This window comes from Roseobacter sp. EG26 (assembly GCF_049830555.1).
Lineage (GTDB): Bacteria > Pseudomonadota > Alphaproteobacteria > Rhodobacterales > Rhodobacteraceae > Roseobacter.
Genome location: NZ_JBNBLH010000007.1, coordinates 95474 through 120600, shown reverse-complemented (window position 1 = coordinate 120600; position 25127 = coordinate 95474). Strand labels below are relative to the sequence as shown.

The following is a 25127-nucleotide window of genomic DNA, read 5'->3' as shown; positions in this document are numbered from 1 at the left end:
GCCCGTCTAGAACAGCGAACCTTGCCCGGACGGCGCAGTCGGGTGCTTTCGCGTCACGGGTTTTCCACCAACCCTGACCCGGCCATCTGCGAATTGAATCTCAAGCGTGTCCGCCGATTTCGCCGTCTTGCAATCCGTCACGATGTCATCGCCGTTTCGCACAACGGCAAAACCTCTCTCAAGCGTTGCTTCATAGCCGAGCGTCAGCCGCAGACGCTCCAATGTATCAATGCGCCCTTTCCAACGCGCGAAATCGCGTTTTCCGGTATCCGACAGACGCTTGCACAAGGCCCCGAACTCCCGCGTCTTGCGATCTCTGTCCTGCTGCAACGCGGCAGGCCGGAATCGCCGCGACAGCGCGGTCATCCGATCTTCTTTGACCGCAAAGCTCCGTAACAGCGCAGGGCTCAAGCGGGCGGCAACGTCACGCAGGCGCCGCGCTTCAACCTGCACTGTCCGGCGCAATGTCGAAGGCCGCAGGCTGCCGCTCATATCTGCCAACCTCACCTTGCGACGTTGCACACCACCGATCAACGCCGGACCCAACCGCGCGCTCATCAAATCCAGCCTTTGACGTGGCCCGTCGAGAAGCGTTTCCGCCCGTGGCAGCGCCCGCGCAACATCCCGCAATCGCTGGTCGCGGCGGGTCAGGCCATGGCTTAGGGCCTGCCGCATGCGGGCATCCTGACCGTCCAGCCAGGTCATCAGCTCGTGCCGCACAGGCACCGCCAACTCTGCCGCTGCCGTGGGTGTGGGCGCACGTTTGTCGGAAACAAAATCAATCAGGGTTGTGTCCGTCTCATGCCCAACCGCAGAGATAAGGGGAATCTCCGAGGCCGCAGCCGCCCGCGCCATGCTCTCCTCATTAAAGCCCCACAGGTCCTCAACCGATCCGCCACCGCGGGCCACGATCAGCAGATCCGGTCGCGGCAAAGCACCTCCCGGCGTCATTGCATTGAACCCTTCGATGGCGCGCGTCACTTCCGGCGCGCATTTCTCCCCCTGAACGGCCACAGGCCAGATCAGAACCTTACGCGGAAAGCGGTCCCGCAAACGGTGTAGGATATCGCGGATCACGGCCCCCGACGGTGAGGTCACAACGCCGATCACGTCCGGCAGATAGGGCAACGGCCGTTTGCGCGCAGGATCAAATAACCCCTCTGCCTCCAGCATCTTCTTGCGTTTTTCCAAAAGCGCCATCAACGCACCCAACCCGGCGGGTTTTATATCATCGATGACGATCTGATACTTCGACTGCCCGCCAAAGGTGGTCACGCGCCCCGTGGCGACCACCTCCATGCCTTCCTCAGGCTGGGTTTGCAGACGCGCGGCTACACCTTTCCAGATCACACCTGAAATGACCGCGCGGTCGTCCTTAAGATCGAGGTAGATGTGACCGGATCGCGGGCGTGATACCCGCCCCACCTCTCCTTTGATCCGGACATGACCAAACTCGCCCTCGATCACCCGTTTGATCGCGCCCGAGAGTTCGGTAACGGTAAATTCGGGGCTGTTGAGCCCTTCTTCCGGGGAATCGATCAGGTCCATGGGGCCTCTGGTGTTGTATCGCAGCGGGTGCCAGCTTAGAACGCGGCGAAGGCAAGGCCAAGCAGATCAGGAGCACAACCATGAACATTCTCATCCTTGGCAGCGGCGGACGTGAACACAGCCTTGCATGGGCGGCCTTGCAGAACCCCAAATGTGACCGGTTGATTGTCGCACCGGGCAATGCCGGGATTGCGGAGATTGCGGATTGCGCCAGCCTCAACATCGAGGACGGCGGAGCGGTGGTCACATTTGCCGAAGAAAACGCCATTGATTTCGTGATCATAGGACCCGAAGCACCGCTGGCGTCCGGTGTGTCCGATCGTTTGCGCGCCGCTGGTATTCTTGTCTTCGGGCCAAGCGCTGCGGCCGCGCAACTCGAAGCCTCAAAGGCTTTCACCAAACAGATATGTGACGCCGCGGGTGCGCCCACAGCAGCTTACGGTCACTTTACTGATGCGGCCTCGGCAAGGGCTTATGTCCAGCAGCAGGGTGCACCCATCGTCATCAAGGCCGACGGGCTTGCTGCCGGAAAAGGTGTCATTATTGCAGAAACGGTCGAGCAGGCTCTGTCAGCGGTAGATGACATGTTCTCCGGCGCCTTTGGTGCGGCTGGCGCAGAAGTTGTCATCGAGGAATTCATGACCGGCGAGGAAGCGTCCTTTTTTGTGCTCTGTGACGGTGAAACCGTTCTACCCATTGGCACCGCGCAGGATCATAAACGCGTGGGCGAAGGCGACACAGGCCCGAATACCGGTGGCATGGGGGCCTACTCTCCCGCTCCCGTGATGACGCAAGCGGTGATAGATGTGGCCCTGGACCGCATCGTCAAACCGACAATGGCGCAAATGGCGCAGCAGGGCACGCCCTACCAAGGTGTCCTTTTCGTCGGCCTGATGATCGAAGAGGGTGCACCGCGCCTGGTGGAATATAATGTCCGTTTTGGCGATCCGGAATGTCAGGTACTGATGATGCGTCTTGGCGCGCAGGCATTGGACCTGATGCATGGCTGCGCCGAAGGTCGCCTGCGAGAAATGAAGGTAAACTGGGCTGCCGATCACGCCCTGACCGTTGTGCTGGCCGCGCAGGGATATCCGGGCGCTTACGAAAAGGGATCTGTCATCTCAGGAATGGACGCGCTGCCCGAAGACAGCAGCCACATGGTATTTCATGCAGGTACGGGTCGGACGGCGGGGAACTTCACCGCGCAGGGCGGGCGGGTTCTGGCCGTCACAGCCCGTGCCGGCTCGCTCACAGAAGCACAACGCAACGCCTACCAGATGGTGGATCAGATTGATTGGCCGGAAGGTTTCTGCCGCCGAGATATCGGCTGGCGCGCGCTTTAGGAGCCGCCCCAGCCAATGGGCGTCAGGGTACGCATTCTAACGCCCGGTTGAACGCCTCCCTGCGCGTCTTCGTGCCGATCTGTCTTTGCACCAGCGATCCGTTTTCGAAGGTCACCGCGACCAGATGCGCCCAATCGGCCGAGGCCAGGATCATTTCAGGTTTGCCATCGCAATCACGTATGCCGCCCGCAATATCGCGCTCGCCAATGCGGTGGTTGGTTACTCCGGGCATCTGCGCCACAGGGACGAGCCCGCCATCCTTAAAACGATAAACTCTCAACGTTTTGGCCAGATGTGGCCTGTCGACAAAGGCAATTTCCATATGTCCGTCGCCATCCAGATCAAAGGCTCCGACAGGAGCAAGCCAGCGGAACCGCGTCCCGATATGAGGCGTCGTGGCAATACGGCCCGCGGACCCATAAACGGCCAATCGCGCACCCAATGTCTGGCTGCTCTCAACGGTAATCACTTCGGGCAGGCCGTCGTCATCCAGATCAACCAGCCGGGGTTCGGTATCTTCAAAAACCAGGTCATCCGACAAGATAAACTCACGTGTCTGACCTGACCCCAGTGTGATTACCAACGATGCGTGTTCAATGTTGTCCCCCAAAACACCATGAGGATAACGGGTTGTGGCCATGGCATAACCGGCATCAATGATCGTTTCGGCTGCCGCCAGTGACCCGTGCAACAAGCATAAGGCCAGAAGTGCGCGGCGCGCCGAACTATGCCAAACGCGCGACAGAAGACGCCGCGCGCCCATAAGCATCAGATTTGTTTTTCCGGCATCTGAACGATCAGACCATCCAGCGCTTCCGTTACCTTGATCTGGCAGGTCAGGCGAGACCGCGCCGGGTCAGGTTCATATGCAAAATCCAACATATCTTCTTCCATGTCTTCTTTCGCGGGAAGTTTCTCCGTCCAGGATGGATCGACATAGACGTGGCATGTGGAACAGGCGCAAGCCCCACCGCAATCGGCTTCGATGCCCGGAATATTGTTGTCACGCGCGCCTTCCATGACGGTAAGGCCATTTGCAACATCGACAATATGTTCCTTGCCGCCGTGTTCGATATAGGTGATCTTTGCCACGTTCGTCTTTCCCTTGCTGATCTGTCTGAGCCTGTCTACCGAGGCGATATAAGACGCACCAGCCCCTTTTGCGAGGCACAATCTTCCTGACTTGCGGATTTTCAAGATTTTCCGAATTTAGGCGCACCGATAATGTCTGCCACCGCAACGCACGACCTGCCCCAATACTGCCGACCCTTGCGCTGTTTGGCACAAGACAGTTTCATCGGGAGTTATGGAAACAGAGACACGACCTGTCTTGATCTTCCCTGCGGGCGTCAGCGCGGGCCCAGCTGATCCCAACATCCTTACCACAACAGACAAGGGCGCCCCAAAGAGCGCCCTTAGCCAAGATCGTCTGCCTATTTATCGGCCAATGACAACGCCACGAAACGTGGATCACCGGCGCGACGCACCAGCAGCAAGAGTGATTTTCGTCCAGCTTCCTTGGCGGCCTCTACGCGCTTTTCAAGATCGGAAATGCTTGTCACCTTCTGCTGACCGGCCTCGGTGATGATGTCGCCTGCCCGCAGGCCTTTCTCAAAGGCCTCAGATGCTTCATCGACTTCCATGACAGCAAGCCCCAGCATATCCGCATCCGCGCCAAGTTCCTGACGAAGCTCATCCGTCAGCGCGGTCAGCGTCAGACCGAGAAGTGATTTTGTGACCGGATCTTTTTCCACATCCGGACCGGCTGCCACTGCGGGCACGGCGCCTTCAGCTTCTTCGCGGCGGCCCAATGTGACCTTGAGTGTCATGGAGGCACCGTCGCGCATCACCACCACCCGGACCGTTTCGCCCACCGGGCTGTTGCCCACGGTACGCACAAGCCCACGGGTATCTGCAACATCCTTGCCTGCAAAGCTGATGATCACATCCCCGGCTTCCATTCCAGCCTCTTTCGCAGGCCCCTCGGGCACGTCCGTTACCAACGCACCAGAGGCCGATGCCAACCCCATGGCTTCGGCAACATCCTCGGTCACATCTTGAATGCGGACACCGAGCCAGCCACGGCGGGTTTCGCCGAATTCCTTCAGTTGATCAACGACCCTCGTAACGACATTCGATGCCATCGAAAAACCGATGCCGATGGAGCCGCCGTTGGGGGAAAGAATGGCCGTATTCACGCCTATAACTTCGCCGTCCATGTTAAACAGCGGGCCGCCGGAATTGCCGCGGTTGATCGCCGCATCGGTCTGAATGTAGTCGTCATATGTGCCGCTGAGTGCCCGATTGCGCGCAGAGACGATCCCGGCGCTCACCGAAAATCCCTGACCAAGGGGGTTGCCCATCGCGACAACCCAATCGCCAACGCGAGACAGATCACTGTCGGCAAACTTGACGAAGGGCAGCGGTTCATCCGCTTCAACCTTCAGCAGCGCTATATCGGTGTTGGGATCAGTGCCGATCACTTCGGCTTTCAGCTCTTCGCCATTGAAAAATTCTATCAGGATTTCATCCGCACCATCGATCACGTGATTGTTCGTCACCACATAGCCATCTTCGGAGATCACAAAGCCGGAGCCCAGGGCCGATGACCGCCGCGGACGATCCCCGTCGCCATTGTTACGATCCTGAAATTCGCGGAAGAAATCTTCAAATGGCGATCCCTCCGGAACGATGCCCTGTGGACCCGTGCGCCCGGCGACAACCGTTGACGTGGTGATATTGACCACCGAGGGGCTTATCTTCTCTGCGAGCGGTGCGAGGCTGGATTGTTGGGCGAGTGCGCTTATGGGCTGAACCAACAAAAACGCCAGTGTCAGCAGGGCCAAAAGCATCAACCGCATCTGAAGGGTGATGGAAAATTGTTTTGACATGGATACTGCCTTGGGCTGCATGCGTCGTCTCCTGGTGTCGAGTTTTATGGACCTTCTGGCCGTTCTACGCAGGGCTGAGGTGCGATTGCTCACAGACTGCATTTAGGGTGGCCACCGTGCAACATTAAAGATGTATCACTCTGCCACAGTTTCAACAGTCTGTTACCAAACCGTGAAGATGCGGCTTATTTTAGTAAATTTGTGAACATTTGTCGCAATGCCATCACATAAAACCGGCGCCAAGCCGCCAGGCGAACCAGACAAGGATCAATCCGGTGACGATGATCAGCATCCCGATCTGGCGCACGGCCGCCTCTGGCAAACTCCGCAAAGCTTCCAGCATACGTTCAATAAGCGAAGGGGCCAGCGCATAGGCCAGCCCCTCCACAATCATTACCAGCCCAAGCGCCAGCAGCAGCGTGCTCACCGCTCGCCCTCTTCTGAACGGGAACCCTGGTCCGACCGAAGATAGTTGAAGAACTCCGAGTCGGGCGACAGGACCATTGTTGAGTTGGTGCCTTTCAGCGCGCGTTCATAGGCCGTCAGCGACCGGTAGAATTCGAAGAATTCCGGATCCGCGCCAAAGGCCTCCGCAAAAATTGCGTTCCGCTCAGCATCTGCCTGCCCGCGAATGATATCCGCCTCCCGGGTCGCATCAGAAGTCAGTTCCACCACCGTACGATCCGCCAGGGCGCGGACACGTTGTGCTGCCTCTTCACCGCGCGCGATCTCATCAGCCGCCTCGCGTTCGCGTTCCGCCCGCATCCGCGCAAACGTCGCATCAAGGTTTTGTTCAGGCAGGTTAGTCTGTTTAAGACGTACGTCCACAACTTCGAGACCCAGAGGCAAAGCCCGCTGCCGCGCTTGTGCCGTGATCCGTGCCATCAATTCAGCCCGATCCGCCGAAAGGATCGTATTGGACGTCACACCGTCAGAACCCAGAACGGCCCGGATGGTTGGGTTCAGGATACCCTCGAGCCGGTCTTCAGCAGCCCGCAATCCGCCAACGCCAACCGCCTGGCGGAACTGGGTTACATCGGAGATACGATAGCGCGCGAAGGCATCGACAACCAGACGACGGTCGTCGGATGGCGTTACTTCGGTCACTTCAGTATCCAGCGACAGAATACGGTCGTCATAGCGTACGACTTCTTGAATCAACGGGATTTTAAAGGCTAATCCCGGATTTTCCTTGACCGACTTGATCTGACCAAATTGTAGCACAAGCGCTTTTTCCCGCTCGTCCACGATAAAGACCGAGCTTAAAACTCCGACAGCTGCAACAACGACAATGGGTATCAGGAATTTACCAGCACGCATCAGTTTGACCCTCCTGCAGCGCCGCGGCGCAATTCATTGAGAGGCAGGTAAGGCACGACACCTTGTCCACCCGAGCCACCCAGATCGCTTTCCAAGATGATCTTGTCCACATCGCCGAAGACTTTCTCCATCGTTTCCAGATAAAGCCGCTTGCGCGTGACGTCGGGTGCCTTCAGATATTCTTCCAGTACGGAGGCAAACCGCGCGGCTTCACCCGTTGCCTCGTTCACCTGTTGCGCCCGGTAGGCTTCGGCCTGTTCCAACTGGCTTGCCGCTTCACCGCGCGCACCCGCTGTCACCTGGTTGGCATAGGCATCGGCCTGACGTTCCAGCCGGTCACGTTGTTGCTCTGCCGCCTGGACCTCACGGAAACTGTCAATCACCTCTCGCGGCGGGTCCGCCTTGTCGAGGTTGAGCCGCACGATGTTCACGCCGCTGTCGTAGGCATTGAGTGTGCCCTGAATGAGCTGCTGCGCCTCATCGGCAATGACCTGCCGGTCCCGGTTGAGAATCGGAGCAAGCTCGTTGCGTGCAATCACTTCGCGCATCGCAGATTCCGACACCGCACGAATGGTCTCGCGCGCCTCTGCCAGATTGAATAGATACTTCGCGGGATCGTTGATGTTCCAGACAACCTGGAAATCGATGTCGATGATGTTCTCGTCAGTGGTCAGCATCAACCCGCTGTCTGTCCGCTCCCCGATATCTTCGGTCTGTTCTCGAGTAACCGGCAAGACTTCGGCTGTGACCAGCGGCCATGGGGCGAAATTCAGACCCGAGTTTCCTGTGGCATAGTATTCGCCAAGAAAGAGCTCAACCGACTGCTCTTCCGGTGCCACGGTATAAAAGCTTGCCATCCCCCAAAGGATGAGTGCACCCAGAACACCGAGCCCGATTGTTCCACGGGTAAAGGCCGGGCCATTTCCACTTCCCCCGCGACCACCGCCGCCACCGGGGCCGCCGCCCTTGCCGCCCATCAGGACCCGCAGACGCTCCTGACCTTTCTTGACCAGCTCGTCAATTTCCGGGATTTGCCCCCCATCACCGCGAGGGCCCCGAGGACCTCCGCCATTATTGCCGCGGTTTCCGCCGCCGGGTCTGTCGTCATCGGAATTTCCGCCGCCGCCCCCCCAGGGGCCGCCATTATTGCCAGCCATTCAGTCTCTTTCCCTCCTAAATCGCTCAGAGATGCGATTAATTCCAGTCATAGGTACGCTAGGTTGTGCGGAATTCAAGCCGTCCGCATCGGTGTTCGCATTGTCACCATCTCTTCGGACATTGTGGGGTGGACCGCAACTGTCCGATCGAAATCTTCCTTGGTGGCGCCCATTTTGATCGCAACGCCGGCCATCTGTATCATCTCGCCCGCACCGGGTGCTACGATATGACACCCAAGGACCTTTCGTGTCGCCGTGGAAACCACCAGCTTCATCAATACCCGATCAGGGCGTCCGGCAAAGGCGGTTTGCATCGGCCGGAACGACGTGCAGTAAACCTCCACCGGTTCACGGTCGCGCGCATCCTCTTCGCTGAGGCCGACAGTCCCCATTTCCGGTTGGGTAAAGATTGCTGACGGGATCAGATCGTGATCCACGGGCGTCGGCACACCCTTGAAAACGGTCTCCACAAACGCCATGCCTTCGCGGATGGCCACAGGTGTCAGGTTCACGCGGTTGGTCACATCCCCGATCGCATAGATCGATGGCACAGAGGTCTGGCTGTATTCATCGACCACGATCTCGCCCCGGCGGCCGAGCTTCACACCCACCTCTTCCAATCCCATGTCGTGGGTATTCGGGTCTCTGCCTGTGGCGAAAAGCACCATGTCGAACTCGCCTTCCGCACCGGTCGTCGATTTGACCCAAATCGGACCATCCGCCGCCTCATCGCCCTTGCGCATCTGCGCCATTTCGACGCGTTCCTGGGCAGTTCCGCCCATAGCGCCGGTTTCGCCTGAACTGCGGTCTGCGCTGGCAGGTGCCATTTCGAGAATATTGGTACCCACATGCAGATTGATGCCGCGCTCGCGCATGGATTCGGCAACCAACCCGCGTGCCTCTTCATCGAACCCCCGCAGAATTTGCGCCCCACGATAGTATTGGGTCACCTTGACGCCCAGACCGTTCATGATGCCGGCAAACTCACAAGCAATATAGCCGCCGCCCACGATAAGCAGTGATTTCGGCATTTTCTCGAGGTGGAAAATATCGTCAGAGACAATCCCCAGATGCGCATTCGGCATCTGCGGGCGCACAGGGTGCCCGCCGGTCGCCACGAGAATATGTTTCGCGGTTTTCTTTTCGCCGGTCGACAGGGTGATTTCATGTGGGCCGGAAACCGAGGCGCGGGCATCGAAGGTATCAACCCCGGAGCCCTTGAGAAGGTTGCGATAGACCTGTTCCAGCCGGTCCAGTTCATCACCCAGGCGTTTGCGGAAAGACGGCCAGTCAAATGGCCCCTGTTTGAGGCTCCACCCGTAGGATTGCGCGTCTTCGACAACATCCGCGTATTCGCTTGCAAAAACCATGAGTTTCTTTGGCACGCATCCGCGGATCACGCAGGTTCCGCCATAGCGATCATCTTCGGCAAGCCCGACTTTCGCACCGACCTCGCCGGCGGCAACCCGAGCGGCGCGCACCCCTCCGGAACCGCCGCCAATCACAAAGAGATCGTAGTCAAAATCACTCATGGGGGCGGCCTTTCGAAGTATTCAGATTAGTTGTGTCGTCTATATATGCGCGGGCATTGCATTTACCACCTTCCGCCCGGCGGGGCGCGTGGCGTTTCCGTCAATCTGTCAAATCCGCAAAAAGATTATCGCTTTCGACGAAGTCCAGCCGTTCGGTTGCGATGGTGCCTTCATTGATGTCACGCACTTCAACCTTGCCGTCGCCATAGCCCACAACAACCCGGTCGCAGATGTCAATGAAGAGACCGTTTTCAACCACACCCGGCATCTGGTTCAGCACCAGCGCCAGTTGCCGGGCGTTGCCGATACGTTTGACGTGCAGATCAATGATGTGGTTGCCCTCGTCCGTGATGAAAGGCACCTCTCCGTTCATGCGCAGGGTACTGTCGCGGCCCAGCACATCCATCGAAACAAGCGTTTCCTCAACCAGTGCCTGCGTGGTTTGCCAGCCAAAGGGGATCACCTCCACCGGCAAGGGGAACGCACCAAGTGTCTCAACTTCCTTGCCGACATCGGCAATCACAATCATCTGGTCAGAAGCGGTCGCCACGATCTTTTCCTGAAGCAATGCACCGCCGCCACCCTTGATCAGGTTGAGCTGACCGTCGAATTCATCGGCGCCGTCTATGGTGATGTCCAGCCATTTGGCTTCATCCAAAGAGACCACTTCGATGCCAACCTCCCGCGCCAGGGTCGCCGTGCGCGTTGACGTCGGCACCCCCTTGATACGCAGCCCGTTGTCCCGAACCATTTCGCCCAGACACCGCACCAGCCATGCGGCTGTAGAACCTGTCCCCAATCCAACTCGCATGCCGCTTTCCACAAATTGCGCCGCGCGTTTGGCGGAGACGAACTTGGCTTTGTCGATGGGTGAAAGTTCTGAGGTCATCGGCAGGTTCCTTGGACAGCGTTTGCCTGCCTTATAGGAAACCTCGCAGGCGGGTGCGAGGGCTGATTTCACTTCAACTAAGCAGCCTGACAGCTGCGGGTGCGTTGCCTGAACCGGATTGCTGCGCAAAACCCATATAAAAACGTCGCATTTCCCGCAACATGTCACGGGGAATCAGCATAGCACACTCAGCATGACCAATGTCTGTTACATATTGCACTATGCGCCCGACAATGCCTCTTTGGGTGTTCGGCTTGCCTTGGAAGAATTGCGCCTGAATTACCGCGCCGCACTGGTTGATCGCCAACTTCAGGCTCAACGATCACCGGACTATCTGGATTTGAATCCCAATGGCCTGATCCCCGTTCTTGAAACCCCGCAGGGTCCGATATTCGAAACCGCTGCCATCCTGCTCTGGTTGGCCGATCAGCATGGCGGCTTGGCACCTGCGGCAAACGCAGTAAATCGCGCCGAATTGCTAAAGTGGCTGTTCTTTTTATCAAACACGCTGCACCCCGCGCTGAGGACATTGTTTTACCCCGAAAAATACATCGGCCCGAATCCTGACCATCAGTTGCTTTTGCAAAACCATGCACGCGCTGATATTTTGCGACATCTCGGCACGCTTGACGCGCATTGGCGTCAAACCGATGTGCCGCTTCTGCTAAATCTCTATCTGGCCCCGATGTTACGCTGGATTCAGCTTTATCCCGCCGCATCGGACAAGACCTGGTTTGACCTTTCCTCACTGCCCGCATTACACCGCATGGCAGAACGACTTGAGACACGCAAAAGTGTCGTCACCGCCCAGACCGCCGAAGGGTTGGGCCCCCGACCATTCACAGCGCCCCGCGCCCCTTGTCCACCTGAAGGAAGTGCCACCTGATGTTCCTCTCTGTTTTCGACATGTTCAAAGTGGGCATTGGCCCGTCGTCCTCTCATACAATGGGACCGATGGTTGCCGCCGCGCGCTTTCTTGACGAGATGCGCGCCTCACCCTTTGCATTTCATGGACTGCGCGCCTCCCTGCATGGTTCGCTTGCATTTACCGGTGTCGGCCACGCGACGGATCGCGCAACCATTCTCGGATTGGCCGGTTTCGTCCCCGATACCTATGACGCGGAAAAAGCGGAAAAAATGCTCGCCGAAATCAAGGCCAGCGGAAAAATTCGCCCTGAGGGATTACCCGAGCTGTCCTTTGATCCTGATCGCGACTTGCTCTTTGATTTTGACACCGTGTTGGAAGGCCATGCCAACGGCATGATGCTGATGGCGACGGATGCGCAAGGCGACGTAACCCTGCGTGAAACCTATTACTCGATTGGCGGGGGCTTTGTGATGACCGAGGCCGAGCTGGCCGACGGCAAGGACACCGAAGAAGGCCCGCCCATTCCCTTTCCTTTTAAGTCTGCTGCGCAAATGCTTGAAATGTCGGCGGCTTCGGGGCGCTCCATTGCAGAAATGAAGCGGTCGAATGAAGCCGCGCGCGGTGGTGTGGAAAACCTCAAATCCGGGACCAAACGTCTTTGGCAGGTTATGAATGATTGCATCAACCGGGGACTGACCACAGATGGCATTCTCCCGGGCGGACTGTCCGTCAAGCGCCGCGCCAAGGGCATCTACGACAAGCTGTTGGAAGAGCGCGGGATGAACCTGACGGCGCCGCACACGATCAACGATTGGATGAGTGTCTATGCGATGGCTGTAAACGAAGAAAATGCGGCCGGAGGTCAGGTTGTAACCGCGCCCACAAACGGCGCGGCGGGTGTTTTGCCCGCGACCCTTCGTTACTATCTGGATCATGTGCCGGGTGCATCCGAAGCCCATGTCGAAGAATTTCTGCTGACGGCCGCCGCAATCGGTGGACTGGTGAAATTCAATGCTTCCATATCCGGTGCCGAAGCCGGCTGTCAGGCCGAGGTCGGATCCGCCTCTGCGATGTCGGCCGCCGGGCTTTGCGCGGTGATGGGGGGCACGCCCGAACAAGTGGAGAACGCAGCGGAAATTGCCCTGGAACACCATTTGGGCATGACATGTGACCCGGTCAAAGGACTGGTGCAAGTGCCATGCATCGAACGCAACGGCCTGGGGGCAATCAAGGCGGTTTCCGCAGCCTCGCTCGCCTTGCGCGGCGACGGGACACATCTTGTGCCACTTGACGCCTGTATTGAGACAATGCGTCAGACCGGTGCCGATATGTCAGAGAAATACAAGGAGACCTCTTTGGGGGGATTGGCCGTAAATGTGCCAAACTGCTAAAAGTTGAGTCCTCTCCGAAGCTGTTCTTGCATTGATTGAGTGGCCCATTTAAGTTCGGCCAATGGCCGTAGACCGTCCCCTCCTTGGCATCATGCTGATGCTTGGATTTTGCGTCATTGCACCCGTTGGTGACGCAATTGCCAAGATTCTGGGCGAGACCGTTCCCGTCGGGCAATTGGTTCTGGTGCGATTCGCCATTCAGGCCGTCATATTGATCCCGATGGTCTGGATCACACACCGCGCCTGGCGCATGTCACGCCGTGTTTTCACGCTGACCCTGATTCGAACGGTTTTGCATATATTTGGCATTGGCGCGATGGTAACCGCGTTGAAGTTCCTGCCGCTGGCAGATGCCATCGCCATTGCCTTTGTCATGCCCTTTATGATGTTGTTGCTCGGCAAATATGCTTTGCACGAAGAAGTCGGGCCGCGCCGGTTGATCGCCTGCATCATCGGATTTATCGGTACGCTCTTTGTTGTTCAGCCCAGCTTTACCGCCGTGGGCTGGCCCGCCCTCCTGCCGCTGGCGGTGGCGGCAAACTTCGCGTTGTTCATGCTTGTGACGCGCCAGATCGCCAAGGAGACCGACCCCATCAGTTTGCAGGCGATCAGCGGCACAATGGCCGTGATCGTCATGCTGCCCATCCTGTTTCTGTTTCAGGGGTCATCTTACGGGCAACTGCAACTGGTGCAGGTCAGCAGTTTTGACTGGACGCTGTTGATCAGCATCGGGATTCTGGGCACCGCCGCCCATCTGCTGATGACGTGGTCATTGCGATACGCGCCCTCCGCCACGGTGGCCCCGATGCAGTATCTGGAGATTCCGTTTGCCACCGTGATCGGTTTTATCGTTTTTGGAGACTTGCCCAACACTCTTGCCTCGATTGGCATTTTCATAACGATGGCGGCGGGTCTTTATATCGTTCTGCGCGAGCGGGCCAGCGCGCGTGCTCTGGCAGCGCAACGAGTTTCTGTGCAACCGGCCGAATAAGCTCTCGCGGCAAAATACATAGAAGTGACGGGGCGTCGACCTCCAGGACCAAATCTCCAGTCGCCCTGTTGGAAGTACCTGACGTGCCGGTTGGCGAAAATGTCAGCCCGTCTATCGGCCATTCCAGCCCCTCAGATCGTCCGTGAACTTCACCCATGGGAAACAGGGACACCCGTGTTCCCGCCGATACGTCCAATTTAAAGACCCGTGGACACAAAAAGATCACATCCCGGTCGCTGAGTATCAAACACGGCCTGTCTGGCCGCATCACTAGTGTGTGTAATGACGCCAATTGATGGTCAACCCGGCGACCCATGAAACCCACCGCCAGAACCAGCGGCGTTTCAATATGACGAAGCGCCTTGTCAAAATCCGTGCTCATCTGTTCGGGTATCCGGTGAAACTTCGAAGACGGGATGCGCCTGCGCGCTGCTTCCGAAATCGAATCCATGTCGCCGATTACCGCAGAGAGCTCCACCCCGGCCGCAAGGGCGACATCTGCACCGCTGTCCGCCGCAACACATGTCGGCGCGATGTCCAGAGCCAGTTGCAAATCGTCTTTTCCAACGGCCCCACCTCCAACTAAAGTAATTGGCTCCAATTTGTGTATAATTTTATTATTCACCTAAGTTTAATGTCCTTTTTGGAAACAGAACACATTGTTGCCATGAAATGATACCGTAATGAGCACAGATTCGCGCCGCTTTGGACTTTCCACGTATGGTAAACAGTTTGTTGAAATCACGCAGAGGACGAGCATCCGATGATGAATAACAACAAGATCCTGACAGTCTCCTATGGAACCTTTTCCTGCACTCTGGAGGGTTTTGACGACTCTTTCGACACAATGAAAGCCATTGCAGAGTATTTTCGCGATTTAGCTTCAGACGACAGATATTTTGGTGCAGAGCCTCCTCAGCCCGATGCTGAGATGTTGGCAAGGATCGCCGAGCGGGAAGTTGCCCGCCGGGTTGAGGCGCGTGAACATGATGGCCGCATCATGTTGAAAGCGCATGATGAAGCCGTCGCCGTGGACACCAAACCGACACAGGAACCACAACCCGCGCCCGCTGCTACTGCCGCGGTGGCCGCCGCGCCAGAGCAGCCGGAACCAGAACAGATATCTGAGCCAGTTCAGACGCAAGAAGATGAACTGGCGGCGGAAACGATCGCTGAAGAGGCGCGTCCTGCGGAGCCCGAAACCCAGGAAATGCTGGAGGCGGAAACTCCGGCCGACGAACCGACTCAAGAGCAGCACCCCATGATTGAAAGCGACGAACCGGTCGCTCAAGAAGAACAGCCCGAACCGTCAGAATCTGCCGAAGAGGCCGAACTGGCCGAGCCTGTGGCAGATGACACGCAAGACGTAAGCTCGCAGCAGGAAGAAGATGAAACCCTCTCCGCAGAAGAGGCGATTTCACCCGAGGCGCCAACCCTTGCCGAAGAAGATTGGGCCGAAGACAATGACGTGTCGCATGACGATCTCGCTGAGGGTGTTGTCGCTCAGGATACGGCGTTGAGTGCCGAGGCATTTTTTGCTGACAGCCCAAGCTTCGAAGAAGTCGAGACCGAGATCGAAGAGGATGTTGTTGAGGTACCGGACAGCTTCGATGCGACCCCTGCATTTGCTGAACCCGTAGATGCCCCCAAAGCGGCGGCAGAAAGCATCGCAGCCAAGCTTCAACGCATTCGCGAAGTGGTTTCGCAGCAGGATGATACCGCGGCGAGCGCAGAATATGACGAGGATGAGGCAGCAGGTGATGCAGACACCACCGCCGTTGATTTCCTGGATATGCCCTTCGAGGAGGCAATCGGATACGCCGAGAACCACGAGTCAGAAGAGACGCCGACCGACGCCACACTTAGTGACGCTGCTCAGGAAATCGAAGAGGCGCTGGACCTCGATGACCAGATCGCGACCGCGGCGGAGAACGCCGTGGATGAAGAGGACGACGAGCTCTCCAACATCCTGAGCCGTATTGAGGCAAACACATACGAGCCCGAAGAGGTGGATTCCGAGAACCTGCTGGACGCGGATGACGAGCCTGCTGACATCGATGAAGAGGTTGGTAACCTGTTTGACGCCGATACGCTTGATGAAGATGTCATGGCAGTGGAAGAGGCCGCGCAAAGCTTACAGGACCATGCGGAAGACACCGAAGAGATGCAGAAGGTTCACGGCCGCGTTCTGAAGGTCAATCGCGCCGATCTCGAGGCCGCGCTCGAATCCGGTGATCTTGAAGAGTTTGATACAGAAGATGAGGCGATCCTGTCACCGGAAGAGGAAGCTGACCTGCAGCGTGAACTGAGCGCCGTGACTGGGGATTTGGAGGAAGACACGCCTGAAAATGCCACGGCGCGCGATAACCTGCCAAGCATTGACGAGGGCAGCAGCGAAGATCTGTCGCGCCTTATGGCCGAAGCGGATCAGCAAATGGAAGAACCCGAGGGTGCGACACGGCGCAGCGCGTTTGCGCATCTGCGCGCAGCCGTCGCCGCCCGATTTGCCGACAAGTCGATGGGCCGGCAAGAAACAGAGGAAGAGACAACCAAGGAATATCGCAACGATCTTGCTGAAGTTGTTCGGCCGCGGCGCCCGGTTGCATCGGGCAGCCGCACGGAGCGCCCGTCCGATGCGCGCCCGGCGCCGCTGAAACTCGTTGCAGAACAACGCATCGATGCAGAAGCGCTCCGCGACAATGGTCCGGTCATGCCCCGCAGAGTTGAAGCGACGCTCGATTCGGATCTCGATATGGAAGGCGACACCGGGTTTGCCGAATTCGCGCAGGAAGTCGGAGCGACAAAGTTGCCAGAATTGCTGGAGGCCGCCGCTGCATACCTGTCATTTGTGGAAGGCCGGGAGCAGTTTTCTCGCCCGCAATTGATGACGCGTGTACGCCAGGCAGATTGCGGTGAATTCACGCGTGAAGATGGCCTTCGTTCCTTTGGACAGCTGCTGCGGTCAGGCAAGATCGAAAAGATCAAGGGCGGCCGCTTTGCAGCATCCGAGGCAATTGGCTTTAGGCCCGATGAACGCGCCGCGAGCTAATATCCCGGCAGCGGGTTGAACAGGCGGGCATCGAAGCCCGCCTTTTTCATGTCAATTGTTAGTCCGTTTTATCGGGATCAAATTGCCCGATCCCTTTAAAAATGAACTTGAAAGGCAGCGCCCAGATGATGCCCAGCGCAACATAGACAATGAGCTCGACGAGGATCGATGGCCGGTCCAACCAATTCACGACCGTGACCGACGCGACAATATAGACAGGCAATCCAACCAACAGAATCAGCAGGGCTAGGCGTCGACGGGCTTTGTAGCTGACAGTCATTCTGACCTTCTCAATCGGCGAACGGATCCGTCACAAGAATTGTATCCTCGCGCTCGGGCGAAGTTGAGAGTAGCGCGACCGGGCAGTCGATCAACTCCTCGACGCGACGCACGTATTTGATCGCATTTGCCGGAAGATCAGCCCAGCTGCGCGCACCTTCGGTGGATTCGTGCCATCCCGGCATTTCTTCGTAAATGGGCGTGCAACGGGCCTGATGGTCGGCAGCTATGGGCAAATAATCCACGCGTTTGCCATCCAGTTCGTAACCAACGCAGATTTTCAACGTGTCAAATCCATCGAGCACGTCAAGCTTGGTAAAAGCAATTCCGTTCACGCCCGAAGTCGCACATGTCTGACGCACGAGAACGGCGTCGAACCAACCACAGCGGCGCTTGCGGCCGGTCACAGTCCCGAATTCGTGACCTCGTTCCCCCAGTCGTTGACCGTCCGCGTCATCAAGTTCGGCTGGAAACGGCCCCTCGCCCACACGGGTCGTGTAAGCTTTTACGATGCCGAGCACAAAGTCGATCGAGCCGGGGCCAATGCCCGTGCCGGTTGCGGCTTGCCCTGCGATCACATTGGACGAGGTTACAAAGGGGTAAGTGCCAAAATCAATATCCAGCAGCGCCCCCTGAGCACCTTCAAACAGGATGCGTTTTCCTGCTTTTCTCTTCTCATTCAGGACCTTCCAGACAGGTGCCGCATACTCCAGAACGACATGCGCAATGGCGCGCAGTTCTTCAAGCAATGCAGCCCGGTCCACCGGTTCAAGCCCCAACCCCCGGCGCAGCGCATCATGGTGCACCAACGCGCGGTCAACCCGCAGCTCAAGCGTTGCCTCATCCGCCAAATCGGCAACACGCACGGATCTGCGCCCCACCTTATCTTCGTAGGCAGGGCCAATTCCCCGGCCGGTCGTGCCAATTTTGGCCACCGAATTCTGCGCTTCACGGGCCCGGTCCAGCTCTCCATGGATGGGCAGGATCAGCGGCGTGTTTTCAGCGATCATCAGCGTATCCGGCGTGATTTCCACACCCTGATTACGCAAACCTTTGATCTCACTGTCCAAATGCCAAGGGTCCAGCACTACCCCGTTGCCGATGACGCTGAGTTTTCCGCCGCGCACAATACCGGAAGGCAGCAAACTCAGTTTGAAAACCTCACCGTCGATGACCAGCGTGTGACCCGCATTGTGCCCCCCCTGAAAACGGGCGATCACATCTGCCCGCTCCGAGAGCCAGTCCACGATCTTGCCTTTTCCTTCATCGCCCCACTGAGCGCCGACAACGACAACATTTGCCATGGCTGGTCCTTTTTGATGTGCCTCAAACCCGCGCTGGTATAGCGGCGACATTGCAAAGGCGAAACCGGAAAATGCGCGCCTTGAACAATGAAGCTTGCCCGCCGCCCATAGACATTCCTCCGCAACTCCGGATATTTTCCTGCGTTGCGGGTGAACGAGCGGAGAGCGTAGCGATGGGATTTCTGACGAGGTGGTTTTTCGCCTTCACGTTACTGGCTTTGACTTTTAACCCAACCCAGTACAACTACGTAAACTGGGTCCGGGATTACGGGTCGATGAACCTGTCAATCGCCGTGTTGCTCGCGCTGATCCTCTGCGTCGGGTACATCATCTACCTTCGTGCTACTTTGCGCTCCATCGGGGCGGGTGGCATGGTCTTGGTTCTGGCGATTGTTGGCGCATTGATCTGGGTGCTCTACGATTTTGGCGTATTGCGTCTGGACAACAAAAGCCTGAATGTTTGGCTTGGTCTTATCACCCTCTCTTTTGTGTTGGGTATCGGATTGAGCTGGAGCCACGTGCGGCGCGCAGTATCCGGTCAATCCGATGTGGATGATATCGACGACTAGTGGCGGCCACTATCCGGCGCCATGTTCTGGTTGACGTCCGCGCATTGTGCTAAACTCATAGAAATTGGATGTGTTATGTCGCGAAAACCAAAACGCCCGGAAGACTTTCAGAAGTTCTACTATGCCAAGGTGGGTCTTGGCGAAGGTTGCGGTTGCGCTGAGCGCGTCATCGACATGCACGAATTTGACCGGCTGGCCGGCAAACCAAAACGATGGACCCCGCGTTTGCCACGCAAAGGCGTCTGGCGGCGGTTTATGAACAAAGCTGGCCTGACATCGCGGCCCAAGGTTTAGTCCGGCAGCTGAACGGGCGCGCCATGGGGCGTAGACAGATAAGCCTCTTCCCAGGCTTGCTTTGTCATCAAAACATCTTGGGTTTCGGCCATGCCCATGCTGGCGAGGAAATGTTCGAGGGTTTCCAGCCAGGCCGCGAAGTAATCATCACCGCCATCGAGCTCCCTGGCCAGCCCGTGCTGTTTCAGCGTGGCTCCGAACCGGGTTGCCCAGTCGGGCCAGTCGAAATGTCCTGCCTCGTTCAAATGCACCGTCAGCGCGAAAACCTGTGCATGCCAGGGCTCTGAGAATTTGGGCTGCGGCTGCATCATGCCGGAGCCAGATAGCTTTGCCACAAATCCAAAACCACTTCATCCGCAGGATTTTCAGGATGTGCCCAAAGCTCCGATGCCGGAAAAACCACCGCATAAAGCGGCTCCGGTGCTTCACCCAAACCATGGGCAGAGCTATCCGGCAGAATATGAGTGCCATGGTAACGTAGAATTCGACCGGTCGCACCGGCGGCATATGCAGGCAATCGTGTGTGCCCGCCATCAACCAGAATATTTGCGGCCAAACGGCGGGTTTTCACCGCATCCCCCGGATTGAATGTCGGAGCGATGTCACTGGGGCGATCAGCCGGTCCGCCTTTTGCCAGCACCGCCGAGACATTCTCGACCTTCAGCGTCGTGCCCGCCTTTGGACTTGGCACCGGGTCGCTTCCCGCCAGTTCCTCTACGCTGACCAATGCCTTGGCGACCAGCAGATCTGCCAATCCCGCCATCCATTTTTCGTAATAGGAAAAGCGTGCGTAATCTGTCGGCGCAAGCCTTTCGCGGGCGTGGCGGGACACATCGATATTCCACGCACCATGAGCCCCGGCTGCAAGCGTCACGGCCAGCGCGCGCTTGTGCCATTCCTCGTGAAAGATATCGCTTTCGGGCTCCGGGACAACTGGCCCGTCGCCATAACGCCCCCCCATGTCATGTGGGCGGCTCATGGACTCACCGCCAGTCCCGTGCCGATCATACTGTCGCGCGTGATCAAGGCCATGAGGCCGCTTTCATCAAGCCCCTCGCTGCCTGCCGGGCGTTGCGGGATCACAAGATAACGAACTTCGGCGGTCGAATCCCAGACACGAACGGCTGTGTTTTCAGACAATGTGACCCCAAAATCCGACAAAACAGCGCGCGGTTCCCGCACGACCCGTGCCCGATAGGCGTCCGATTTGTACCAGGTTGGGGGAATGCCGAGCAGCGGCCACGGATAGCAACTGCACAAAGTGCAAACGACCAGGTTATGAACCGCATCGGTATTCTCGACAGCAACCATATGTTCGCCTTGCCGACCATAATATCCAAGCTCAGCAACAACGGGCGTCGCATCCTTGAGTAACGCCGTTTTGAAATCCGCGTCCAGCCAGGCCCGCGCCACAACATGCGCCCCATTTCGCGGGCCGATCTTGTTTTCATAGGTATCGATAATCGCGTCGAGCGCTGCGGGGTCAATCAACCCTTTGCGCGTCAGTATGGTCTCCAGTGCTTTGACGCGAAGCGCCGGATCAGGGGGGAGCAAACTATGCGGGTGGTCAGAATGGTCATGAGGCATGGGATAGTTTTGGTATGCAGGTTCCCGGTTGTCCAGCAGTTCTCAGCCTGAGTTATCCACAGCCCGGTTTTTTACCGCGATTTTTCCCGCAAAACGTGTTATGAGTCGGAACATGAAGTGAGTCTTCAGCGCCTCAATTCCAGGATAACCCTCTTAGTCTGCGCGCGAGAGAGAGTAGCTTCGACAGACCGTCGCCCGGATGATACGCAGGCGGCGGTCTTGACCCGTGCAAAGCGAGCGAATTCGAGGTAATCCTCCCTTGCGAGCCGGAGCAAACTTGCCTAGATACCCCCAGAGCCAATTCAAACCCGTAGGTCCTTAATGGAAAACGTCATCCTGATCGTCCATCTCATTCTGGCGCTGAGCCTGATCGCTGTCGTCTTGATGCAGCGCTCCGAAGGCGGCGGTCTTGGAATGGGCGGTGGTGGCGGTGGCGCCATGTCCGGGCGCGCAGCCGCAACCGCTCTGGGCAAACTCACATGGCTTCTGGCGATTGCGTTTATTGGCACCTCGATCACTTTGACCATTTTTGCGGCGGAAAATGCCTCCGGGTCTTCAGTTGTTGACCGGCTCGGCGTGACCCCGCCTGCACTGAATGAGACCGCTACGCCAGCAGCACCTGACGGTGACACGCTCTTGCCGCCTTCCCCTGACAGCGACGTTCCCCTGGTACCACTGGCAGATTAAATCCTGACTACAACCCCTTGCGGATGTAAGAATTTTCGCAACATCATGTTGCGGTAAGCCTTGCCTTTGCACCCCGAATCCTGTTAGCCTTAAGTCCCGTGGACCTGCGTTTTTCGCAGTGATTTTGGACGGCTTTTCCACACTCCGCCTAGATGCACGGGAGCACATCAGACCATGGCACGTTATATCTTCATCACCGGCGGTGTTGTGTCGTCATTGGGGAAGGGCCTGTCCTCTGCGGCTTTGGGCGCCTTGTTGCAAGCCCGTGGATTTTCCGTCCGCCTGCGCAAGCTCGATCCCTATCTGAACGTCGATCCAGGCACCATGTCACCTTTCGAGCATGGCGAGGTTTTTGTGACGGACGACGGGGCGGAGACCGATCTTGATCTTGGTCACTATGAACGCTTCACCGGCGTGGCAGCCCGCAATAGCGATTCCGTCTCCTCAGGCCGTGTGTACTCAACTGTCCTCGAAAAAGAACGTCGCGGCGATTATCTGGGCAAAACCATTCAGGTCATCCCGCATGTGACAAATGAGATCAAAGCGTTTCTGGACGTTGGTGGAGATGAGGTGGATTTCATGCTTTGCGAGATCGGCGGCACGGTCGGCGATATCGAAGGCCTGCCGTTCTTTGAAGCCATCCGCCAATTCGCGCATGACAAGCCCCGCGGGCAGTGCATCTTCATGCATTTGACACTGCTGCCCTATCTGGCGGCCTCCGGCGAATTGAAAACGAAACCCACGCAACACTCTGTCAAGGAACTGCAAAGCATCGGGATAGCGCCGGACATTCTGGTGTGCCGGTCCGAACACCCGATCCCGGAGAAGGAACGCGAGAAGATCGCGCTCTTTTGCAACGTGCGCAAAGAGGCGGTTGTCGCGGCCTATGATCTCAAGACCATCTACGATGCGCCGCTGGCTTATCATGAACAGGGCCTTGATCAGGCCGTTCTGGACGCTTTCAATATCTCTCCGGCACCAAAACCGGACCTGACCGTTTGGCGCGATGTGTCCGACCGCGTGCACAATCCAGAAGGTGAGGTGAAAATCGCCATCGTCGGCAAATACACGCAACTGGAAGACGCCTATAAATCCATCGCCGAAGCGCTGACACATGGCGGGATGGCCAACCGGGTCAAGGTGCGGGTCGAATGGGTCGATGCGGAGGTTTTCGATCAGGCCGATGACGTGGCGCCGCACTTGGAAGGGTTCCACGCGATCCTTGTACCCGGCGGGTTTGGCGAACGCGGAACCGAAGGCAAGATCAAGGCTGCCGAATTCGCCCGGACACGCAAGGTACCCTATCTTGGCATTTGTCTGGGCATGCAAATGGCGGTGATCGAAGCGGCACGAAATGTGGCTGATATCAAGACCGCGGGGTCGGAAGAGTTTGACCATGAGGCCGGGAAAAAGCGCTTTGAACCAGTTGTTTACCACCTCAAGGAATGGGTTCAGGGCAATGCAAAAGTGTCACGCAAAGTGGGTGACGACAAAGGCGGCACCATGCGCCTGGGCGCTTATGACGCCGTTTTGAAAGAAGGCACGCGCGTGGCAGAAGTTTACGGGTCGCTGGCCATCGATGAACGCCATCGCCATCGCTACGAGGTCGATATCAAGTACCGGGATCAGCTGGAAAAGGCAGGGCTTTGTTTTTCTGGCATGTCCCCTGACGGCAAGCTGCCCGAAATTGTCGAATGGCCGGATCATCCCTGGTTTATTGGTGTGCAGTTCCACCCTGAACTCAAATCGAAACCGTTTGATCCCCATCCCCTGTTCAAGGATTTTGTTCGGGCGGCTAAAGACATAAGCCGGCTGGTCTGAACCTTGTCCTAATCGCGAGAGACCTCGCAATTTTCAGGGTCATTCAGACGGGTCACGCAAAAATACAATATCCGTTGCACCTTTTTGACGTTCCGGTAGACACGGGCGCATGCTGAGCTATCAACACATCTACCACGCCGGAAACCTCGCAGACGTGCACAAACACGGCTTGCTGGCATGGATGCTCAAGTATCTGACACGCAAGGACAAACCACTCACGTATATCGAAACACATGCCGGTCGCGCCCTTTACGATCTGGATGACCCGGCGGCGTTGAAAACCGGCGAAGCGCAGCAGGGCATCGCACAGACGGCAGACTGGTTTGCATCGGATCACCCCTTGAGGGAGGTGCTTTTGCGGACACGGCGGGTGCACGGGCCGCAAAGCTACCCCGGGTCTCCGCTGATCGCCGCCCAGTTGCTGCGCCCGGAAGACAAGATACATCTGGCAGAGCTGCATCCTGCTGAAAATGCCGCGCTCGACTTCGCTCTCTCCGCCTATTCTGCAAAATGCTATCGCATGGACGGTTTTGAACTGGCGCATTCGCTGTGTCCACCGATGCCGCGGCGGGGGCTTTTACTGATAGATCCGAGCTATGAAATCAAAGGGGACTACACGGACATCCCGGGCCATATCAAACGTATCACACGCGCCTGGAACGTCGGCATCATCTGTCTGTGGTACCCCCTCCTGAACTCCGATGCCCACCGAGGAATGATCGACGACCTACAGAAGTCGTATCCAAAAGCCCTTCGACATGAAGTTACATTCGCGCCTGCGCGACCCGGTCACCGAATGATCGGTTCCGGCATGTTCATCATCAACCCTCCCTATGGCATGGAGGTTGAGGCCGGACGCCTGTCGGCTCGCTTTCAATCACTTCCGCAATAGCCGAGACCGAAAGGGCACTCGCGACTAGGCAGAAATCAATTTGCGTGCCAACATGTGCTTATGCGAATTGCCTTGGCGTTCATCCTACTGACCTTTGGCCGCGCCGCATTTGCCTGCGGCGCCGCAATTTGTCTGGTCGATCCCGAAGAGCTGCAACTGACGCGTATCATCACTTTCGATGACACCCATTCGAGCCGGGGCCCCGGACATCTCGTTTCAGATTTACTGGTGCTGGAAGGCGCTATTTTTGGCGAACGTTTTGCCGGGCAAAAAATTGAACCCGACGGCGATCACGATCAGATCGAAGGAAGAGCGCTGCCCCCCCTGACCGTGATGCCAGGTGCCGCTGGTGAGAACCTTTCCGTGGTCTTTTTGCAGGGGAACAATGTTTTGAACGGCTATGGCGTCGCTGGTTACCCCAAACGGCATGCACAAGGCGAAGGCGCGATTTCTTTTTTGTTTGATGACGATCAATCGGCACTCTCGTTCCAACTACGCGGTGGCGAAGCAGGTCAGGCCCGGGCCGTTTTCCTGCGGCGCGACGGGACAGTGATCATGACCATGGATCTGCCGCCTGCCGGGGAACATGCCTTTGGCTTCATCCGGTCCACCGGGGAGGCCGATATCGCCGGTGTCGTAATCACCAATACCGATCCACAGGGGCTTGCCCTCGATAACCTCCGCTTCGGAAAAAACCGGGAACTTAGTTAAGCCC

At 57.5% G+C, this 25127-nt stretch carries 26 protein-coding genes; 11 read left to right on the top strand and 15 right to left on the bottom strand.

Features of this window, described 5'->3' with window-relative positions; all coding sequences use genetic code 11:
• Nucleotides 1-6: 6 nt before the first annotated feature.
• On the bottom strand, nt 7-1548 hold the full coding sequence (gene xseA, locus ACOTTU_RS16435; RefSeq protein ID WP_425659615.1) for an exodeoxyribonuclease VII large subunit: 1542 nt from the start codon (nt 1546-1548) through the stop codon (nt 7-9).
• Between the two features lie 80 nt (nt 1549-1628).
• Between xseA and purD the strand changes: the two genes are divergently transcribed.
• A complete protein-coding gene (gene purD / locus ACOTTU_RS16430) occupies nt 1629-2891 on the top strand; it encodes a phosphoribosylamine--glycine ligase (RefSeq protein ID WP_425659614.1) in 1263 nt (420 codons plus the stop codon).
• Between the two features lie 22 nt (nt 2892-2913).
• Here the strand turns inward: purD and ACOTTU_RS16425 are convergent, their stop codons facing one another.
• The 8 genes from ACOTTU_RS16425 to rpiA form a co-directional block, all read right to left on the bottom strand.
• Nucleotides 2914-3660, bottom strand: a complete 747-nt coding sequence (locus ACOTTU_RS16425) for an FG-GAP repeat domain-containing protein (protein WP_425659612.1) — start codon at nt 3658-3660, stop codon at nt 2914-2916.
• Nucleotides 3660-3983: a 2Fe-2S iron-sulfur cluster-binding protein gene (locus ACOTTU_RS16420; protein WP_298915238.1), complete on the bottom strand. Its 324-nt coding sequence runs from the start codon at nt 3981-3983 to the stop codon at nt 3660-3662. The genes ACOTTU_RS16425 and ACOTTU_RS16420 overlap by 1 nt, the downstream gene beginning before the upstream one ends.
• 341 nt (nt 3984-4324) lie before the next feature.
• Nucleotides 4325-5803, bottom strand: a complete 1479-nt coding sequence (locus ACOTTU_RS16415; RefSeq protein WP_425659611.1) for a Do family serine endopeptidase — start codon at nt 5801-5803, stop codon at nt 4325-4327.
• A 202-nt stretch (nt 5804-6005) separates the two neighbouring features.
• On the bottom strand, nt 6006-6209 hold the full coding sequence (locus ACOTTU_RS16410) for a DUF2065 domain-containing protein (protein WP_425659609.1): 204 nt from the start codon (nt 6207-6209) through the stop codon (nt 6006-6008).
• Nucleotides 6206-7102 (bottom strand): protease modulator HflC, encoded by an 897-nt coding sequence (hflC, locus tag ACOTTU_RS16405; RefSeq protein WP_425659607.1) that lies wholly within the window; start codon nt 7100-7102, stop codon nt 6206-6208. The genes ACOTTU_RS16410 and hflC overlap by 4 nt, the downstream gene beginning before the upstream one ends.
• Complete coding sequence (gene hflK / locus ACOTTU_RS16400) at nt 7102-8259, bottom strand: FtsH protease activity modulator HflK (RefSeq protein WP_425659605.1); 1158 nt, start codon at nt 8257-8259, stop codon at nt 7102-7104. The genes hflC and hflK overlap by 1 nt, the downstream gene beginning before the upstream one ends.
• Nucleotides 8260-8333: 74 nt before the next feature.
• Nucleotides 8334-9791, bottom strand: a complete 1458-nt coding sequence (locus ACOTTU_RS16395; protein ID WP_425659603.1) for an FAD-dependent oxidoreductase — start codon at nt 9789-9791, stop codon at nt 8334-8336.
• Between the two features lie 100 nt (nt 9792-9891).
• Nucleotides 9892-10680: a ribose-5-phosphate isomerase RpiA gene (gene rpiA / locus ACOTTU_RS16390; protein ID WP_425659602.1), complete on the bottom strand. Its 789-nt coding sequence runs from the start codon at nt 10678-10680 to the stop codon at nt 9892-9894.
• Nucleotides 10681-10873: 193 nt separating this feature from the next.
• Between rpiA and ACOTTU_RS16385 the strand changes: the two genes are divergently transcribed.
• The 3 genes from ACOTTU_RS16385 to ACOTTU_RS16375 all read left to right on the top strand — a co-directional run bounded on the left by ACOTTU_RS16385 (nt 10874) and on the right by ACOTTU_RS16375 (nt 13930).
• Nucleotides 10874-11566 (top strand): glutathione S-transferase family protein, encoded by a 693-nt coding sequence (locus ACOTTU_RS16385; RefSeq protein WP_425659600.1) that lies wholly within the window; start codon nt 10874-10876, stop codon nt 11564-11566.
• Nucleotides 11566-12939 carry an L-serine ammonia-lyase gene (locus ACOTTU_RS16380; RefSeq protein ID WP_425659599.1) on the top strand — a complete coding sequence of 458 codons (1374 nt, stop codon included), beginning with the start codon at nt 11566-11568 and terminating at the stop codon, nt 12937-12939. The genes ACOTTU_RS16385 and ACOTTU_RS16380 overlap by 1 nt, the downstream gene beginning before the upstream one ends.
• Before the next feature lie 61 nt (nt 12940-13000).
• Nucleotides 13001-13930 carry a DMT family transporter gene (locus ACOTTU_RS16375; RefSeq protein ID WP_298915222.1) on the top strand — a complete coding sequence of 310 codons (930 nt, stop codon included), beginning with the start codon at nt 13001-13003 and terminating at the stop codon, nt 13928-13930.
• Here ACOTTU_RS16375 and ACOTTU_RS16370 read toward each other — a convergent pair.
• The gene (locus ACOTTU_RS16370) at nt 13833-14555 is read right to left on the bottom strand and encodes a thiamine diphosphokinase (RefSeq protein ID WP_425659597.1); all 723 of its coding nucleotides are present in this window, start codon (nt 14553-14555) and stop codon (nt 13833-13835) included. The genes ACOTTU_RS16375 and ACOTTU_RS16370 overlap by 98 nt on opposite strands.
• A 138-nt stretch (nt 14556-14693) precedes the next feature.
• Between ACOTTU_RS16370 and ACOTTU_RS16365 the strand changes: the two genes are divergently transcribed.
• Nucleotides 14694-16979 carry a hypothetical protein gene (locus ACOTTU_RS16365; protein ID WP_425659595.1) on the top strand — a complete coding sequence of 762 codons (2286 nt, stop codon included), beginning with the start codon at nt 14694-14696 and terminating at the stop codon, nt 16977-16979.
• A 58-nt stretch (nt 16980-17037) separates the two neighbouring features.
• On the opposite strand, the gene ACOTTU_RS16360 is transcribed toward ACOTTU_RS16365, so the two are convergent.
• Both ACOTTU_RS16360 and ACOTTU_RS16355 read right to left on the bottom strand, forming a co-directional pair.
• Nucleotides 17038-17259 (bottom strand): DUF2842 domain-containing protein, encoded by a 222-nt coding sequence (locus ACOTTU_RS16360; RefSeq protein WP_425659593.1) that lies wholly within the window; start codon nt 17257-17259, stop codon nt 17038-17040.
• 10 nt (nt 17260-17269) lie between these two features.
• Nucleotides 17270-18562 (bottom strand): adenylosuccinate synthase, encoded by a 1293-nt coding sequence (locus ACOTTU_RS16355; RefSeq protein ID WP_425659591.1) that lies wholly within the window; start codon nt 18560-18562, stop codon nt 17270-17272.
• A 173-nt stretch (nt 18563-18735) separates the two neighbouring features.
• Between ACOTTU_RS16355 and ACOTTU_RS16350 the strand changes: the two genes are divergently transcribed.
• A complete protein-coding gene (locus ACOTTU_RS16350) occupies nt 18736-19131 on the top strand; it encodes a DUF6524 family protein (RefSeq protein WP_425659589.1) in 396 nt (131 codons plus the stop codon).
• Nucleotides 19132-19206: 75 nt separating this feature from the next.
• Nucleotides 19207-19425, top strand: coding sequence for a hypothetical protein (locus ACOTTU_RS16345; protein WP_425659587.1), 219 nt, complete (start codon nt 19207-19209; stop codon nt 19423-19425).
• On the opposite strand, the gene ACOTTU_RS16340 is transcribed toward ACOTTU_RS16345, so the two are convergent.
• From ACOTTU_RS16340 to nthA, 3 genes are read right to left on the bottom strand one after another with little or no spacing between them, the layout of a single operon-like run.
• Nucleotides 19422-19736 (bottom strand): nitrile hydratase accessory protein, encoded by a 315-nt coding sequence (locus tag ACOTTU_RS16340; RefSeq protein WP_425659862.1) that lies wholly within the window; start codon nt 19734-19736, stop codon nt 19422-19424. The genes ACOTTU_RS16345 and ACOTTU_RS16340 overlap by 4 nt on opposite strands.
• Nucleotides 19733-20404, bottom strand: coding sequence for a nitrile hydratase subunit beta (nthB, locus tag ACOTTU_RS16335; protein WP_425659586.1), 672 nt, complete (start codon nt 20402-20404; stop codon nt 19733-19735). Before nthB ends, ACOTTU_RS16340 begins: the two co-directional genes overlap by 4 nt.
• Nucleotides 20401-21012 (bottom strand): nitrile hydratase subunit alpha, encoded by a 612-nt coding sequence (nthA, locus tag ACOTTU_RS16330; protein WP_425659584.1) that lies wholly within the window; start codon nt 21010-21012, stop codon nt 20401-20403. Before nthA ends, nthB begins: the two co-directional genes overlap by 4 nt.
• 321 nt (nt 21013-21333) lie before the next feature.
• Here nthA and secG point away from each other — a divergent pair, with 321 nt between their 5' ends.
• From secG to ACOTTU_RS16310, 4 genes are all read left to right on the top strand, one after another.
• Nucleotides 21334-21699, top strand: coding sequence for a preprotein translocase subunit SecG (gene secG / locus ACOTTU_RS16325; RefSeq protein WP_298915199.1), 366 nt, complete (start codon nt 21334-21336; stop codon nt 21697-21699).
• A gap of 174 nt (nt 21700-21873) precedes the next feature.
• Nucleotides 21874-23520, top strand: coding sequence for a CTP synthase (locus ACOTTU_RS16320; protein ID WP_298915196.1), 1647 nt, complete (start codon nt 21874-21876; stop codon nt 23518-23520).
• A gap of 109 nt (nt 23521-23629) precedes the next feature.
• Nucleotides 23630-24412 carry a 23S rRNA (adenine(2030)-N(6))-methyltransferase RlmJ gene (gene rlmJ / locus ACOTTU_RS16315; RefSeq protein WP_425659581.1) on the top strand — a complete coding sequence of 261 codons (783 nt, stop codon included), beginning with the start codon at nt 23630-23632 and terminating at the stop codon, nt 24410-24412.
• Nucleotides 24413-24472: 60 nt separating this feature from the next.
• Nucleotides 24473-25123 carry a hypothetical protein gene (locus ACOTTU_RS16310; RefSeq protein ID WP_425659579.1) on the top strand — a complete coding sequence of 217 codons (651 nt, stop codon included), beginning with the start codon at nt 24473-24475 and terminating at the stop codon, nt 25121-25123.
• Nucleotides 25124-25127 lie beyond the last annotated feature (4 nt).